The organism is Kitasatospora sp. GP30, from assembly GCF_029892145.1.
GTDB lineage: Bacteria > Actinomycetota > Actinomycetes > Streptomycetales > Streptomycetaceae > Kitasatospora > Kitasatospora acidiphila.
On record NZ_JARZAH010000001.1, the window covers coordinates 509,467 to 524,552 of the forward strand.

Below are 15,086 nucleotides of genomic sequence, written 5' to 3' on the forward strand. Positions count from 1 at the left end.
TCTTATTCGATCTTGGAGGTTGTTCGATGTCGCACGCGCACAGCTCTGCCGTCGTTCGTGACGAGCAGTTACTGCGCCAGCTGGGCTACCAGCCCCAGCTGGTGCGCCGGATGGGTCCGTTCGGGAATTTCGCGGTCAGCTTCTCGGTGATCAGCGTGCTGTCCGGGTGCATGACGCTGTACGGGTTCGGGCTGGTGACCGGCGGCCCAGCGGTGATGATGTGGGGCTGGGTAGGCGTCGGGGCGATGGTGATGATGGTCGGCGCGGCGCTGGCAGAAGTCACCTCTGCCTATCCGACCAGCGGCGCGCTGTACTTCATGGCGGATCGCCTGGGCGGGCGCGGCTGGGGCTGGTACACGGGCTGGCTGAACCTGCTCGGTCTGCTGGGCGGGATCGCGGGGATCGACTACGGGGCGGCCACGTTCACCGGGGCCCTGCTGAACATGCAGTTCGGCTTCACCCCGACACCGGGCTCCCTGATGGTGATCTACACGGTAATCCTCCTGGTGCACGCCGTTTTGAACCTGGCGGGGGTGCGGCTGGTCAGCGTGTTGAACAGCATCTCGGTGTGGTGGCACATCGGTGGGGTGCTGGTGATCGTCGGCGCGCTGGTCCTGGTACCGACCCACCACCAGTCGGTGGGCTTCGTCTTCGGGCACTGGTCCAACGGGACCGGCTGGTCGAGCCCGCTGTACGTCGTGATGATCGGCCTGCTGCTGGCGCAGTACACCTTCTCGGGCTACGACGCTTCCGCGCATCTGTCGGAAGAGACGACCGGGGCCGCAATGTCGGCACCGCGCGGGATCGTGCGCTCGATCTGGACTTCGTGGATCGCCGGCTTCGTGCTGCTGTTCGGTCTCAGCTTCGCGATCAAGGACTACGCGGGAACGGTGGGCACCTCAACAGGGGTGCCGCCGGCGCAAATCTTCCTCGATGCCCTCGGGACGGGCGGGGCGAAGGCCCTGCTGCTCGTGGTGATCGTGGCCCAGTTGTTCTGCGGCAACGCGGAGACGGCGGCTGCCTCGCGCATGGTGTTCGCGTTCTCCCGCGACGGGGCTCTGCCGGGCAGCGGCTGGTGGCGGCGTACCTCACCGCGGACCGGTACACCGGTGGCGGCGGTGTGGCTGTCGGTCGTGGTGGCCTTCCTGTTGGCCCTGCCGGCACTGTGGTCGGTCACCGCGTACAACGCGGTGGTCGCCATCAACGTGCTCGGGATCACCCCGGCCTACGCGCTGCCGATCTTCCTGCGGCTGCGCGCCGGCAGCCGCTTCACCCCCGGCCCGTGGAACCTGGGCCGCTGGAGCCGCCCGATCGGGATCGCGGCGGTGGCCTGGGTCGTGCTGGTCACGGTGCTGTTCTGCCTGCCCCAGTCGAGCCCCATCACCTCCGACACGTTCAACTACGCGCCGATCGCGCTCGCCTGCGCCCTCGTGCTGGCCACCGTGTGGCGGTGGATCGCCGGGCGCTCCTACACCCCGCCCGCCGTCGGGAGCGCGCGGATGGCCGAGCTGGCCGAGGAGATCGTGTGATGACCCACCAGAACACCACGCGCCGCACCGTGCCGCCCAGCCGCCTGGCGCTGGAGGACCTGCGCACGGCGATCGCCGACGGCCGCATCCAGACGGTCCTGCTCGCGGTAGTCGACGCCCAGGGCCGCGCCAAGGGCAAGGCGTACAACGCGCGGTTCTTCCTGGACCAGCTCGTCGACGGCGACGCGGCGGGGGAGATGTGCGCGTACATCTTCGCCACCGACATGGAAATGACGCCGCTGCCCGGCTTCGAGCTGACCGGCTGGCAGGCCGGCTACGGGGACGTGCGCCTGGTCCCGGACCTCGGCTCGGCGCGGCTGCTGCCGTGGCTGCCGCGCACCGCCCTGGTCTTCGCCGACGCCCTGGGCGCGGACGAGCAGCCGGTGCCCGTCGCCCCGGCCACGATCCTGCGCCGGCAGATCGAGGCCCTGGCCGGGCTCGGTCTGACGGTGAAGACCGGGCTGGAAGCCGAGTTCATCCTGTACCAGGGAACCCTTGCCCAGGCCGCAGCCGCCGGATTCCGGGGACTGCGGCCGGTGACGGCCGACAACCGCGACTACGCGCTGGACTACCCGGCCGAGCTGGTGCGCTACACGACCCGGCTCACCGCAGCGCTGGCCGGGGCCGGCCACCCGGTGGAAGCGGTAAAGGGCGAAGGAGCGCCCGGTCAGGTGGAGGTGACGTTCCCGTACGGGGACCCGGTGGCCGCGTGCGAGCAGCACGTGCTCCTCAAGCACGCCGCCCGTGCGATCGGCGAACGCCAGCGCCTGGTGCCGACGTTCATGGCCGCGCCCGCCGACCGCGTCGCCTCGGGCCTGCACCTTCACGTCTCGCTCTGGCGGGGCGAGGAGCCGGTGCTCGCCGACCGGGAGCGGCCCGGCGAGCTGTCCGAGCTCGGGCGGCAGGTCGTCGCGGGGCTACTCGAGGGCCTGCCCGAGCTGGCGCCCCTGTATGCGCCGAACGCCAACTCGTACAAGCGGTACCGCCCTCACTCCTTCGCGCCGACCTCGTACACGTGGGGGCGGGACAACAGATCCTGCGCGGTGCGAGTGGTCGGCCACGGTCGTGGGCTGCACCTGGAGATCCGCCTGCCCGGGGCCGACGCCAGCCCCCATCTCGCGCTGGCCGCCACGTTGGCCGCCGCCCGGTGCGGCATCGAAGGCAGCCTCAAGCCGCCGGCCGCGACCACCGGCGACGGCTACCGCGACCATGCCGACGCCGCAGTGCCGACCAGCCTGCGCGAGGCTCTGCGCCTGTTCGAGGCGAGCACCCTGGCCGGCGACCTGCTCGGGCCGGACGTGGTCGCCCACTACGCGAACCTGGCCCAGGCCGAACTGCGGGTTCACGACGCACGGGTGACCGATGTCGAGCTGGCCCGCGGCTTCGCCCAGACCTGACATCCCATCGGACGGCCCCGGGCACGACCTGCGCCCATGCTCGGGGTCCCGCCGTCCACCCGGACCACCCTCCCCACCCCTCACTCCCTTCGCCGAACGGAACGGAGGCAGCCATGCCACCCCGACCCGCTCCCGCCGAGGCGGCGGCCTCCGCACTGGCTGACGCGCCGGAGCCCCTGAAGATCCTCATTACCGGTGCCGACCACGGCGCCGTGCTCGCCCTGCTGACCGCGCTCAGCGACAGCCCCCCTGGCCGTGTGGAGGAACTCCTCAGCGTCGCCGACCCGCACCACCGCGGGGACCCGGGCACCACCGTCACCGTGGAGTTCGGCCGGATCGCCCTGGATACCGCCACCGTCATGCTCTTCACCACGCCGCCGCAGCTGTCGTCCTGGTCGCGCTGGGAGGACCTGCTCGACGACACGGTCGGCGCCTTCGTCGTCGCCGACCGCGAACGGCTGACCGGTGATCTCACAACGCTCGACCTGTTGGAGCAGCACGGCATCCCGCACCTGGTCGTCCTCCCCGCGCACCCGGGCGCCCAGCCCCCGCTGGAGGCATGGGTGCGCGACCAGCTGCACCGGATCGGTATCCGCCACGCCGCCCCGCAGACGCCAGTCGTGACGATCGACGCACGCGACCGCGCAGCGGCACGGCTCGCCCTCATCACGCTCATGGAACAGGTGATGACCGCCACGTCCGCCCCCGACACCACGCCCGCCGGCATCAGGAGCTGACCCGCATGACGAACGACACGCCTGCTTACAGCGGTCCGCCCCGCCTGGCCGCACCCCACCTGGTCGGCATCGACACGGCCGGCTCCGGCCTGCCGGGCCTGGCTCAGCTGCTGCTGGAGCGCGGAGCCCGGGTCAGCGGCTCCACCCTGAATGACAGCGACACCACCGCCGAGCTCGCCAAACACGGCGTCCGGATCACGCACGACCACGGCCCGCACCTGGTGCGCGCCGACATGTCTTGCCTGGTCTGGTCCGGCCGCACCACGCCGACCCAGCGCACCGAACTGGAGCGCGCCGAGCAGATGCGCGTCCCCACCCACCACTACCCCGAGGCTCTCGCGCAGCTCTTCCATGCCACCAACACGACCGTGGCGGTGGCCGGCAGCCACAGCACCGCGAGCGTCGCCGGGATGCTCACCTCGGCGCTGGGCCACCTCAATCCCGCCTGGGTGCTGAGAACACCGCTGGTCAGGCACGGGGTGGGGCACCACAGCGGTGGGGACCTGCTGATCGCAGACCTCGGCGAGGACGGCGACCTGGAAGAGCACGCCACGGTCAGCGTCGTCACCGCCATCGCCGGCGCCCAGCCGCAGCACCTGGGCTACGAGACGCTGGAGGAGCTGGAGGGCCTGGCCCGCCGCAGCGAGACCGTCGTCCTGCCCACCTGGGACCGCGGCACCGCCGAGCTGGCCGCCCGCCTGGCCGAGGCCCCCGGCCCGCGCGTCGTCACCGTCGGGCAGGTCGCCGACGCGACGATCCGCGTGCTGTGCACCCGTTGGGACGGCAGGACCACCCGCCTGCTGCTGCTCGACCTCGACGGCAATGAACACCTGCTGGCCGTGCCCCTGCGCGGCAGACACAACGCCATGGCGGCCGCGCTCGCGTTCGCAGTCGGGCGGGTCCTGGGTGGCGGTCCTGTTGACCTGGCCGAAGGAATCGCGGAGTTCCCCGGCGTGGAACGCTCGTTGACCGTCCTTGGCCGCCAGGGCGGCGTGACGGTGGTCGACTCCATCGCCCACCACCCGGCCGAGCTAGCGGGTGACCTGAAGGCCGCCCGGACGCTGGCCGGTCCGCGCGGGAGGCTGATCGCGGTGCTGGAGCCGACCGGGTGGTCGGACTCCGTCGCCTACGGCAACGAGCTCGGCCGGCAGCTCGCCGTCGCTGACGAGGCCGTCCTGCTGCCGGTTCACGACCTGGTCGGCCCTGCCCACCCCGGCGCCGATGCCGGGACCGACGCGATCGCGCGCTCGGCGGCTGCCGGGGGCCTGGCCGGACACCTCACGACCGTCGATGCCCGAAGCGACCTGCTCAACGGGACGGTCGAGCAGCAGATTGCCGCTGTGGCCCGGCCAGGCGACGTGATCGCGGTCATTGGCAGCGGTCACGCCGCGCGCCTCGGCGCCCGGCTTCTGTTCGCCATCGGTGCCCCCGCAGCCTCGATCCCCACCGACCTGTGATCGCCGACCGCCAGGACGACTGACCCGTGACCGCACCAACCGTCCACCCGTTCCCCAGTGCTCCGGAGCTCACCGAGCAGCAGGTCCGGCTGCTGAAGTGGCGTGCCGCCGGCCGCACCCGCACTCAGATAGCACGCGCCACCTACACCTCCGAGGGCCGCGTCACCGCCTACACGGCCGAGCTCCAGGCCGCCCTCGGCGCCAGCTCGCGCACCCAAGTGATCGCCCTCGGGCTGATCCACCAGTTCCTGGCCCCCGAGGACGTCATCACCTGCCCCGTCGTGCAGCCCGTGCACCTGTCCCCGCGCCAACTGCAGGTCCTGCGGACGTATGCCTGCGGCGAAGGCGATCCGGACGCCGCGCTGGAACTCGGTGTCACCTACGGGACGGTGCGCGGCTACGGCAGCACACTGCTGCAGATCCTGCGGGCGCGCGACCGCCCCCAGGCTGTCGCCCTCGGCCTGGTCTACGAACTCCTGCTGCTGCGCGACATCGATGACCGTCTGCCCGCCATCGCCCTCCATGCCCACACCGGCCAACCGGCCGCCACGTGAAGACCCTTGGAGCACCCATGACCTCCACAACCGCCACGCGGGCCTGGGCACACGTCCTGGCACACGGCACCGCACCGGCCCAGGACGAGGTGCTGGACCTCGTGCGGGCCAGCCGGGCGATCACCGCCTACAGCCCGCTCGCCGTCTTCGGCGCCTTGCAGACCCCCGACTACGCGCGAGCGATGCTGACCCTCGTTGCGCAGGTGCACCAGCTGAGCGCCAACGACATCGACCAGGCGGTCGCCAGCCGCACCGCCCGCGCCCGCTACCTCGGGCGCCCCGGCACCACCTGGCACGTCCTGCTCACCGAACAGGCCCTGCGCACCAACATCGCCGGAAGCGAGGTGATGGACCGGCAACTGGGCAGACTCGCGGACGCACTGGACGAGGACGGCATGATCCTCGGCGTCATCCCCGCAAGCGCCCCTCTCACGGCCTACCTCGCGGGCGGCTTCACCATCTACGACAACCACCGGGTCGAGACCGAGGACTACCACGGCGCCACCACGCTCACCGGCCAGGCCACCGTAGTCGACCACCAGCGCATCCACGGCATGCTGCGCGAGAGCGCCCGCTACGGCTACGAGGCCCGCGAACTCATCACCGAGATCCTGCGCGCCATCTGACCGGCCGCAACCACCGGCAACGCACACATCTCGTACTCACGTTCGCACGATCGGGTGACGTGGCGCTGCTTCGGCCGCCGAAGCAGCAGCGGCGCTGCCAGGATCGTCCCCCAAGCCCGAGACGGCTCCAACGCTCGGGTCCATGTCCGGTACCAGCAAGGGAGTTGCGCCGATGGCGAGCGCCACGCACCAGGACGACGGCCAGCAGCAGGAGGAGGAGCTGTCCTGGCAGATGCCCGGCGACCAGCGGCAGGCGAGAGTGGCCGCGCTGACGACGGGGGCGATGGTGCGCCGTCTGCCGTCACTGATGCGTCGTGCGCTCGCGCTGGGCTGGCAGGTGGACCGGCGGGCCCTGGTGGTACTGCTGGTCTGCCAGGTGCTCTCCGGTGCCCTGGCCGCCTTCGGGCTGCTGGCCACAACGCGCACCCTGGCCGCGCTCGTCGCCTCGGGCCACATCGGTGAGCGCCTGCACCAGGCCGCCCCTTCGCTCGTCGTGCTGGCGGCAGCGGCCGGTGCGCGCGGTGTGCTGGGCATCGCGGTCTCCACGCTCACCCAGCGCATCGCCCCGAAGATCTCCCGGCAGGCCGAGCTGATGATGCTGGACGCGGGCACGAACGCGGAGTTGGCGGCCTACGACCACCCAGGCTTCAACGACCGCTTCGATGCGGCCGACCGAGGCGCGGACATGGCCCGCGAGCTGCTGACCACCACCCAGAACCTGACGGCCTCCGCGCTGTCCCTGCTGGCGTCCACGCTGGTCCTGGTCGCGCTTCACCCGCTCCTCGTCGCCCTGCTGGTATTCGGTGCGATCCCCCGGGCCCTGGCCTCCGCCCGCTCGGCGCGAATCAACTACCTTGCCATGATGGCCTCCTACGACGACCGGAGGCTCCTGAACCTGCTGCGCTGGTATCTGCTCGACAAGACGTCCGCCGACCAGGTCCGTTCCGACACCATCGCCCCGTACATGCTGCGCCGCTACCGTGCCGCCGGGGAGCGCATCGACGCCACCAGCGACAAGGCTTCCTGGCACTCGGCCCGCATCGCCCTGGCCGGGGCCGGCGCATCCGCCCTGGGAGCGGGGGTGCTGTGGGGAGCGCTGATCTGGCTGCTCGCCACCGGCCGGATCACGGTCGCCTCCGCCGGCACCGCGGTCATCGCCCTGACCTCCAGCTCCCAGGCTCTACAGGGGATCGTCGGCTACGGCACCGACGTGTACCGCATGGGCCTGTACCTGGACGACTGGTCGGAATTCGTTGACGAGGCGGCCGGGATGCGCCTGGCACGCGGCACGACCGTCCCCGCCGCACCGCAGGTGATCGAGCTGCGCAAGGCCACCTTCACCTACCCCGAGGGTGAGGAGCCGATCCTGCACGAGATCGACCTGACGGTGCGCCGTGGGGAGATCGTGGCAGTCATCGGGGAGAACGGCGCCGGCAAGTCCACGTTGCTCAAGCTGCTGTGCGGGCTGAACCTGGCCAGCGGCGGTGAAGTTCTGTGGGACGGCGTCGACATGAGGGACTTGGACCCGCAGGCGGTGTGGCGGCATGCCGCCGTGGTGCCGCAGAGCTTCGCCCGATGGCCTGACAGTGCCCGGCAGAACATCCAGCTCGGCCAGCCCACCGCGCGCGGCGATGAGGCGGTGTGGGAGGCGGCCCGCGCGGCTGGCGCCGACGATGTGGTCGGCACTCTGCGCTCGGGCCTGGACACCCTGCTGGCGCGCGAGTGGTGGGGCGGCGTTGCCTTGTCCGGCGGACAGTGGCAGCGCATCGCGGTCGCCCGCGCGTTCCACCGCCTGGGCGGGCTGTTGGTGCTGGATGAGCCGACCAGCGACCTCGACGCCCGTGGCGAGCGCAGGATCTTCGACGGTCTGCGCCAGGCCGCTGCCGACCGCGCGATCGTGCTGGTGACCCACAACCTCGCCAACACGATCGTCGCCGACCGGATCGTTGTCCTCGAAGGTGGCCGGATCACGCAGCAGGGGACCTTCCATGAACTCGTGCAGCAAAAGGGCCTGTTCGGCGAGTTGTGGCAGCTGTCGCAGGACCGGCGCCCCGTCCCGGCGCCCCGCACCACCTCGGACGCCTCGGGCGCCATGACCGTCGACGCCAGCGCCGATCACTGACCATCCACCCGCAGCAGGGAGCGCACCGCTGATGATGACCAGCAGGCTGGCCGTCTCCGTGATCGTCCACGACCTGGCAACCGGCCTGATCGTCACCGTGAGGTACGGCAGACGCGCGTGGAACCCCGAGCCCGTGTTCACCATCCCCGGCGGCAAGGTAGACCCGGGAGAGAGTGCCGACGAGGCTGGGGTGCGCGAACTGCGCGAAGAGACCGGCCTCGTGGTCGAGCGCGCGGACCTGCGCCTGGTGCACGTCGCCCATGTCGCCCAAGGCTGGGACAAGGAAGGTGAGTTCCTGCTGCTAGCGTTCGCCGCCATCCGGTGGAGCGGCCAGCCGGTGAACGCCGAACCCAAGAAGCATCTGGCAGTCGGGTGGGCTCCCCTGACCGACCTGCCCGAGCCGATGTTCCCGACCAGCCGCGCCGCAATCACCGCGTACCGCGACGGCGGCCCGCGGTTCGCCGCCACCGGCTGGCCCGGCGCCGACCACGCCGCCGAGACGCCGGCGTGAGGCGCAAGGAGCAGCTCGCCGCGCTGCTCGCCACCCACCACGACCTTCCAGTCACCCAGGTCCGGCCCGGGCCGCTGGGCACAGAGACCGACAACTACCAGGCAACCGACGGTGGGAGGCGCTGGTTCGTCAAGGTCTACCGTGACACTGACCTGGCCGAGACGGACGCGCGCCTTGAGGCGTCTCTCCTCGCCCACCGGGACGGCAGCCCGATCGCCGCCCCGCGCCCGGACCGGCACGGCCACCTGCTGACCGTTGCTGGCGACTGGGTGTTCAGCGTCTGGGAATGGATCGACGCGACCCCGCTTACCACCCCTTACACTCCAGCCGACGGTGAGCGGATCGGCGCCATGCTGGCCCAGCTGCACCGCAACCTGGCCGCTTACCCGCACCCCGAACGGTTTCGGGCAACCAGCGAACCCTGGTGGCAGCAGGACACCGCGCGCGTCGTTGAGCGTGGCCACCGGATCCTGGCCGCCATCGATGCTCTGCCCGAGCCGAGCGAGGGCGCCCTGCTCCACCGCGAGCAGACCCGGCAGCGCCTGGCCGACGTCCAGGTGGTGCCCGCCCTCCAAGCCGGCCTGCCGCGCGGGCTGGCGACGCAGCTGGTGCACAGCGACTTCACCCGCCCCAACCTCCTGTTCAATCCGGCGGGCGAGCTGACCGCCGTGGTGGATCTGCGCGGGCGCGTCCTGCACCCCGCATGGGAGGTCGGCCGGATCGCCTACGACCCGCTCACCGCCGCCACCTCACCCACCTGGCGCACCTACGCCCGAGCCGTGATCGGCGCCTACGCCGAACACGCACCGCCGGCAGCCCGCCAGCAGCTCGTCTACACCGCACGGTTGACCCTGCTCTACGTCCTGCAGACCTGGTACGGCCTGGCCGACACCTACCTGGAGCCCACCACCGGCGGCGACCCGGCAGACCTGATCCGCTACTGGCACCACCGCCACACCATGAGCCGGCAACTGCTCGGCCTGCTGCCTGAACTCGAGGCGGAGCTCACCGAATTGCTCGATCAACCCGCATCGCACCCGCTGAACGACCAGGAAGGACCCTGATGGACAGCTTTTTCGACCGTGTCCGCCACCGCTGGCCCGCCGGCCGCGAAGACCTGCACCTGCACATACTGCCTCCGCCCGAGATCAGCACAGCCCTGGTAGCGCACTACCGGGAACTGACTCACCGCGAGCCCCTCGTACCGGTCAAGCCCGAGTGGTTCCACGTCACCCTGCTGCACTCCGGACCGATGGACCAGCTGCGCTTCGGCGAGGTCGAGGCCATCACCGACCGGCTGCACCAGCGATTCGCCCAGACTGATCCGTTCACCCTGACCCTGCACTGGCCGAACGTCGGCAACGTGGCACTGGAGTGCCCAGGCACGCCCGGCGAGCCGAGCCGGCGCCTGTGGCAGGCGTGCGCGGAGGAGGTTGGCGCCGTCACCGCAGGCCGCTTCCCTCTCGTCCCCACGGTGCACTATCCCCACGCGACGATCGCCTACAGCACCGGGCCGGTGCCGGACCGGGCCGAGCTGAAAGCATGGCTGTCGGACCACGGCGCCGAGCCGGTCACCTTCACCGCCGAACGGATCGCTGTGGTCGCCCAGTCGCACGACGAGCGGGAGATCACCTGGCGTCCACTGGCCGAGGTCAAGCTCGGCACCGCCGCGTGAGCGGGCTCGAACGCCGCGCACCGACGACGGGGCGCCGATAGCCTGCCCGCACCAGCCGACCATGGGGGACACGATGACCCAGAACAGCAACACCTCCCCAGCGAGGGAACGAGCGTGGGACGCGTGCGTGGAACTGACCACTCGCCCTCCACTTGCCCCCATGACCGAGGCCGCCGACACGCCCGGCCAGGCGCTACTCGACGCCGAGAGCATCGACAAGGCACTGGCAGCCATCCCCAGCACCGGACTGCCTGCTGGTGTCGCCGCCGCGGTGGACCAAGCCCGACAAGAGCTGGAGGCCGTGCTGGGCTGGCGCGCGCCCTTCGAGCAGTGGCGCAGCGAGAACGGCACGGCGGCGGTCGGTGCCGGTGAGCGGCAATGGCCACCGTACGCCGAACTCGTCACCGCGCTGGACAATGCCCGGCCCGCACTGGAACTCGCCTCCATGGCCCTGGAAGCGTTCCTCAACTCCAGCCTCGGCAATCACAGTCCTCGGGGCTGGGTGACACTCAACAGCCAGGTGATCCACCAGGGCCCGCACGTCACCCTGCGCCGCGACGATGTCATCCAGCCCGATGGGCAAGAGGGCGCCTACGAGTACATCGAGGTCCCGGCCACCGTGCGGGTGCTGGCCATCAACGCGGCCGGCGAGGTCGCCCTGGTGGAGGACCACTTCTATCTCCTACCTCGGCGCCCGGTGCTGCACCTGCCCGGCGGGGCCGTCGAAGGCAGCGAGGGGGTGGAACTGGCTGCGGCGCGCGAGCTGGAGCAGGAGACCGGCTGGCGCGCCGAGAAGCTGCGGGTGATCGGCAGAATCGACCCGCTGCCGGGCGCGGCCCACACGACCACGCACCTCCTGCTGGCCACCGACCTGACCCCCGGGCAGATCCAGCGAGACGCCACCGAGGAGTGGATGACGGTGCGCTGGGTGCCGGCGGCTGAGGCCGTGCGCTTGGCCCGCAGCGGCGGCATCCGAGAAGCGGGAAGCCTCGCAGCAATCCTCCTGGCCGAACCCCAGCTGCTCTTGGACGAGATGCCGTGACCGTAGGACCGGCCCACGCCTGGGCGGCACGCCTGACCAGGCCCCGCAGTCCTACATCCGCGCCGACGTCAGCGCGGCCATCCGCTTCCACACCCGTGAGTTGGACCAACTCCTCACCGAGCGGGCGCGAACCCTTGCCGGCGGGTACCGGCCGCTTCTGACCCTGCTGGACGCCGTCGACGCGGCCCCGCCCCTGCCCGACCCGCTCACCGGACCAGGAGGTCCAGCATGACCGGTACCACCCCACTGCCCCACACCGGCGAACTCCCCGGCAACCCGGCGCGCCCCAGCGAGGACCGGATCGTCATCCTGCCCAACGCGGTCATCGTCCTGGACGGCGTCTCCACCCTCCACGACGGGCAGCCGCGCGGCGGCTGGTACGCCGCAGAGCTCGGCGTCCGGATCGCCGACCAGCTGACCAAGGAACCCGACGGCGACCTGCGGGAGCTGCTTGAGAAAGCCATCACCGACATGGTGCGCGACCACAGCCTGGTCGCGGGCGCTTCCCCCGCAGCGACCGTCTCGATCGTGCGCCGACTGGCCGATCGGCTCGATGCCCTGGTGCTCGGCGACAGCCCCATCGTCCGCATCGGCCCGGACACCGCGGTCGAAGTGCTGCGCGACGACCGGCTCGCCCACCTGGTCGAGGTCCAGCCCGCGGCGGGCGAGTACCGCCGGCTCCTGCGGGCGGGCCACGGCTTCGGTGAGGAGCACCGAGAGCTGCTGCGCACCCTGCGCGCAGTGCAGGACCGGCACGTCAACAACGGCTCGCAGCGGGGGTACTGGATCGCGGAAGCCGTACCGCAGGCGGCCCGCCACGCCGTCCTGGCCTCCTGGCTGCTCGCCGAGTGCGCCGAGGTCCTGGTGATGACCGACGGGGTCTCGTGCGCGGTGGAGGAATGCGAGCTGTACTCCTGGCTGGAGATGGCACGCGAGTGCCGCACCGCGGGCCCGCAGGCCGTGGTGGAGGCCGTCAGCCGCGCCGAGGAGCACGACCCCGACGCCCAGATGTGGCCCCGCTACAAGCCGTCGGACGACAAGGCGCTGGTCTGGTGGCCCCTTGCCGGTTTCTGACATCGCACCGGCGCACCCACCCGTGACCATCCCGGCAGCCGGCCGAACATCAACCGGCTGCGGCCCCACGATGAGGAGGACTTGCTGATGCTCACCTTTGGCACCTACAACCTGTGGAATCTCGACCTGCCGCGGACCGCGGTGCAGAAAGAGCGCTACGGCCTGTTGGTGGAGGTGATCCGCAGCCTGGACGTGGACGTGCTGGCGGTCCAAGAGATCCTCGGGGACACCCCGCGATCCGCCGAAGCGGTGCTGCGTCGGCTCGCCGACGACACGGGCATGGACTGCGCCGCCGTCCGCCCCTACGCCTACGACAGTGCCCCCATCCCGGCGCTGGCGTCCAGTCAGCACACCTTCCACACGGCGCTGATGTGGCGGCAGGGCATCGAACCGGTCACCGGCGGCTGGCGTGCCTACCATGGAGGTCCCGATTTCTGGCATTCGATGGCCACCGTCATCCTGGACGTCGGCGCCGCCCGGCCGGTCAAGTTCTGCTCGTTCCACGGTGACCCGTTCATTCCCCAGCGCCGGCTGTGGGAGAACTACAGGGTGAGGTCGGTCTTCCGCACTGGGGAGGCCGGCATGATCGGCGCGGACTGGAACCAGATCAGCGCCGACCGGCGCCCCGACGGCAGCTTCTACGACCCCGACCCTTACACCGCCCAGGACCACGACGACCTGCTGTACCAGGTCAAGTGGAACCCTGACCCGGACGCGACCCCGGTCGCTGACCGCGATCCCGCAGAGGTCCTGCGCTGGCGCGGCACGCTGACCGACACGGCTGCCGCCCTCGACGTGTCGTGGGAGCCCTCTTGCGGGCACATGCCGGACAACTGGGGTGAGCGGCGCATCGACACAGTCCGCGTCACGCGGCACCTCCTGCCCTCGCTACGAGCCCACCGGACCGTCCGCACTCCCGCCACTCTCGCGGCCTCCGACCACCTGCCCGCGCTGGTCGACTTCGAACCGGTCGCCATTACCCACCTGGGCGAGCAGCGGTGAACCAGCAAGGTGATGCTCCCGCCACTCTGGCGGAGCCGTCGAGCACCCCGCTCGACCACGCTGATGCCGAGCGCTACGGAGTGTGGGCGGCGGCCGGTGTCCTGCTGCCTGACGAGCACGGGCGCATCCTGCTGGTCCGCCTCTCCTATAACCCCGAGCATCCGATCGCGGTGCCCGGCGGCGGGATCGAGATCGGCGAGAGCCCGCGCCAGGCTGCGGTGCGCGAAGTCCGAGAAGAACTCGGTATCACGATCGAGCTGACCGGGCTCGCGTGCATCGACTGGTCCCTGGACCACAGCCGACCACCGCTTGCCGCCCACCTCTACTGGGCGCGCCCGCTGACTGCCAGTCAGCACGCGGCGATCCGCCTGCAGGAGTCGGAGATCACCGGCTTTGCCCTGCTCGACCCGGACCAGGCGCGGGCCGCCTTGCCCCCACGTCTGTCGCGCCGCGTCGCAGCCTGCCTCGCCGCTGGTCCGGAACGGCCGGTTGAACTGGAGGACAGCCGGCCCGTCGGCCACACCCTCGACCAGCTCACCTCCGACGACGTCCAGCAACCGCACGACGGCTGGCGCCAAGCACAAGCCCTGGTCCCGGACACGGGCGCCCGACACGAACTCCCGCTCGACCCGGCCGCCTACGCCGCCGCCCGCCCCCGGATCATGGCCTCCGCCCGCATGCTGTTCACCGACCCCGAGGGGCGTGTCCTGCTGGCACGCTCGGCCGGACCGGACGACGACTACTGGATGCTGCCCGGAGGCAAGGTCGAGCCGGCCAGCGAGACGCCCCGCCGGGCGGCGCGCCGCGAGACCGCCGAAGAACTCGGCTGGCCCGACCGCCATCCCGGCTCGCTGCTCGCCCTCGACTGGGCCCATCGCGCCGGCCAGCTGCCGCGCCTGGCCTACATCTTCGACGGCGGCACCGTCACCGCGGATGACCTCGCCCAAGTCCAGCTGCAGGAGGAAGAACTCGCTGAATGGCGCATGTCCACCCTCCAAGAGGCCGCCGAACTGCTTTCCGCCCACTCCTACTCCCGGCTGTGCGCCTGTCTGGAGGCCCGCGCAGGCGGCACGGGTCCCGTCGAGCTCCTCGATGGCCGCCCCATCTGCGAGAGCAGCGCCACGCCACCGCCCCGCAGGCCGCGTTGACTGCGCACCCGGAGGTCCCCGCACCTGCGGCACCGACCGATCACCGGCCCCGGATCCGCAGACGCGCCAACGGAGTTGACATGCCCTACCTGCTGCGTCACCCGCTGCTCGCACTCGGTCGCTGGTACGTCCGGTACTTACCGGGCACCTTCGGCCACGTCGCCCTCGTCAACCGGCTCCTGCACAAGGGGCTGTGGCGGCACCCGTACATC

The 15,086-nt window shown here is 71.2% G+C and carries 14 protein-coding genes; all 14 read left to right on the plus strand.

Annotated features, from left to right (window positions below; all coding sequences use genetic code 11):
• The first annotated feature begins 26 nt into the window (after positions 1 to 26).
• The 14 genes from P3T35_RS02350 to P3T35_RS02415 all read left to right on the plus strand — a co-directional run bounded on the left by P3T35_RS02350 (position 27) and on the right by P3T35_RS02415 (position 14,874).
• The gene (locus tag P3T35_RS02350; protein WP_101381145.1) at positions 27 to 1,529 is read left to right on the plus strand and encodes an amino acid permease; all 1,503 of its coding nucleotides are present in this window, start codon (positions 27 to 29) and stop codon (positions 1,527 to 1,529) included.
• Positions 1,529 to 2,926 carry a glutamine synthetase family protein gene (locus P3T35_RS02355; RefSeq protein ID WP_101381146.1) on the plus strand — a complete coding sequence of 466 codons (1,398 nt, stop codon included), beginning with the start codon at positions 1,529 to 1,531 and terminating at the stop codon, positions 2,924 to 2,926. The genes P3T35_RS02350 and P3T35_RS02355 overlap by 1 nt, the downstream gene beginning before the upstream one ends.
• A gap of 113 nt (positions 2,927 to 3,039) precedes the next feature.
• The gene (locus tag P3T35_RS02360) at positions 3,040 to 3,663 is read left to right on the plus strand and encodes a hypothetical protein (RefSeq protein WP_180356508.1); all 624 of its coding nucleotides are present in this window, start codon (positions 3,040 to 3,042) and stop codon (positions 3,661 to 3,663) included.
• 5 nt (positions 3,664 to 3,668) lie between these two features.
• The gene (locus P3T35_RS02365; protein ID WP_180356509.1) at positions 3,669 to 5,120 is read left to right on the plus strand and encodes a Mur ligase domain-containing protein; all 1,452 of its coding nucleotides are present in this window, start codon (positions 3,669 to 3,671) and stop codon (positions 5,118 to 5,120) included.
• Between the two features lie 26 nt (positions 5,121 to 5,146).
• Positions 5,147 to 5,674 carry a LuxR C-terminal-related transcriptional regulator gene (locus P3T35_RS02370; RefSeq protein ID WP_101381149.1) on the plus strand — a complete coding sequence of 176 codons (528 nt, stop codon included), beginning with the start codon at positions 5,147 to 5,149 and terminating at the stop codon, positions 5,672 to 5,674.
• A 17-nt stretch (positions 5,675 to 5,691) separates the two neighbouring features.
• Complete coding sequence (locus P3T35_RS02375; RefSeq protein WP_101381150.1) at positions 5,692 to 6,300, plus strand: DUF5753 domain-containing protein; 609 nt, start codon at positions 5,692 to 5,694, stop codon at positions 6,298 to 6,300.
• Between the two features lie 172 nt (positions 6,301 to 6,472).
• The gene (locus P3T35_RS02380; RefSeq protein ID WP_280703985.1) at positions 6,473 to 8,422 is read left to right on the plus strand and encodes an ABC transporter ATP-binding protein; all 1,950 of its coding nucleotides are present in this window, start codon (positions 6,473 to 6,475) and stop codon (positions 8,420 to 8,422) included.
• A 34-nt stretch (positions 8,423 to 8,456) separates the two neighbouring features.
• Positions 8,457 to 8,933: an NUDIX domain-containing protein gene (locus P3T35_RS02385; protein ID WP_280704103.1), complete on the plus strand. Its 477-nt coding sequence runs from the start codon at positions 8,457 to 8,459 to the stop codon at positions 8,931 to 8,933.
• Entirely contained in the window at positions 8,930 to 9,997 is a 1,068-nt protein-coding gene (locus tag P3T35_RS02390) for a phosphotransferase (protein WP_180356510.1), read from the plus strand. The genes P3T35_RS02385 and P3T35_RS02390 overlap by 4 nt, the downstream gene beginning before the upstream one ends.
• Entirely contained in the window at positions 9,997 to 10,608 is a 612-nt protein-coding gene (locus P3T35_RS02395; protein WP_101381154.1) for a 2'-5' RNA ligase family protein, read from the plus strand. Before P3T35_RS02390 ends, P3T35_RS02395 begins: the two co-directional genes overlap by 1 nt.
• Positions 10,609 to 10,768: 160 nt before the next feature.
• Positions 10,769 to 11,650 carry an NUDIX hydrolase gene (locus tag P3T35_RS02400; RefSeq protein ID WP_180356511.1) on the plus strand — a complete coding sequence of 294 codons (882 nt, stop codon included), beginning with the start codon at positions 10,769 to 10,771 and terminating at the stop codon, positions 11,648 to 11,650.
• Positions 11,651 to 11,878: 228 nt separating this feature from the next.
• On the plus strand, positions 11,879 to 12,724 hold the full coding sequence (locus tag P3T35_RS02405) for a protein phosphatase 2C domain-containing protein (protein ID WP_101381156.1): 846 nt from the start codon (positions 11,879 to 11,881) through the stop codon (positions 12,722 to 12,724).
• Between the two features lie 87 nt (positions 12,725 to 12,811).
• Complete coding sequence (locus P3T35_RS02410; RefSeq protein ID WP_101381157.1) at positions 12,812 to 13,726, plus strand: hypothetical protein; 915 nt, start codon at positions 12,812 to 12,814, stop codon at positions 13,724 to 13,726.
• Positions 13,723 to 14,874, plus strand: a complete 1,152-nt coding sequence (locus tag P3T35_RS02415; protein WP_101381158.1) for an NUDIX hydrolase — start codon at positions 13,723 to 13,725, stop codon at positions 14,872 to 14,874. Before P3T35_RS02410 ends, P3T35_RS02415 begins: the two co-directional genes overlap by 4 nt.
• Positions 14,875 to 15,086: the final 212 nt, after the last annotated feature.

Bases quoted from the DNA above. Each gene is read 5' to 3' on its own strand.
- P3T35_RS02350 (WP_101381145.1), top strand. From the start codon at position 27: ATGTCGCACGCGCACAGCTCTGCCGTCGTTCGTGACGAGCAGTTACTG.
- P3T35_RS02355 (WP_101381146.1), top strand. From the start codon at position 1,529: ATGACCCACCAGAACACCACGCGCCGCACCGTGCCGCCCAGCCGCCTG.
- P3T35_RS02360 (WP_180356508.1), top strand. From the start codon at position 3,040: ATGCCACCCCGACCCGCTCCCGCCGAGGCGGCGGCCTCCGCACTGGCT.
- P3T35_RS02365 (WP_180356509.1), top strand. From the start codon at position 3,669: ATGACGAACGACACGCCTGCTTACAGCGGTCCGCCCCGCCTGGCCGCA.
- P3T35_RS02375 (WP_101381150.1), top strand. From the start codon at position 5,692: ATGACCTCCACAACCGCCACGCGGGCCTGGGCACACGTCCTGGCACAC.
- P3T35_RS02380 (WP_280703985.1), top strand. From the start codon at position 6,473: ATGGCGAGCGCCACGCACCAGGACGACGGCCAGCAGCAGGAGGAGGAG.
- P3T35_RS02385 (WP_280704103.1), top strand. From the start codon at position 8,457: ATGACCAGCAGGCTGGCCGTCTCCGTGATCGTCCACGACCTGGCAACC.
- P3T35_RS02395 (WP_101381154.1), top strand. From the start codon at position 9,997: ATGGACAGCTTTTTCGACCGTGTCCGCCACCGCTGGCCCGCCGGCCGC.
- P3T35_RS02400 (WP_180356511.1), top strand. From the start codon at position 10,769: ATGACCGAGGCCGCCGACACGCCCGGCCAGGCGCTACTCGACGCCGAG.
- P3T35_RS02405 (WP_101381156.1), top strand. From the start codon at position 11,879: ATGACCGGTACCACCCCACTGCCCCACACCGGCGAACTCCCCGGCAAC.
- P3T35_RS02410 (WP_101381157.1), top strand. From the start codon at position 12,812: ATGCTCACCTTTGGCACCTACAACCTGTGGAATCTCGACCTGCCGCGG.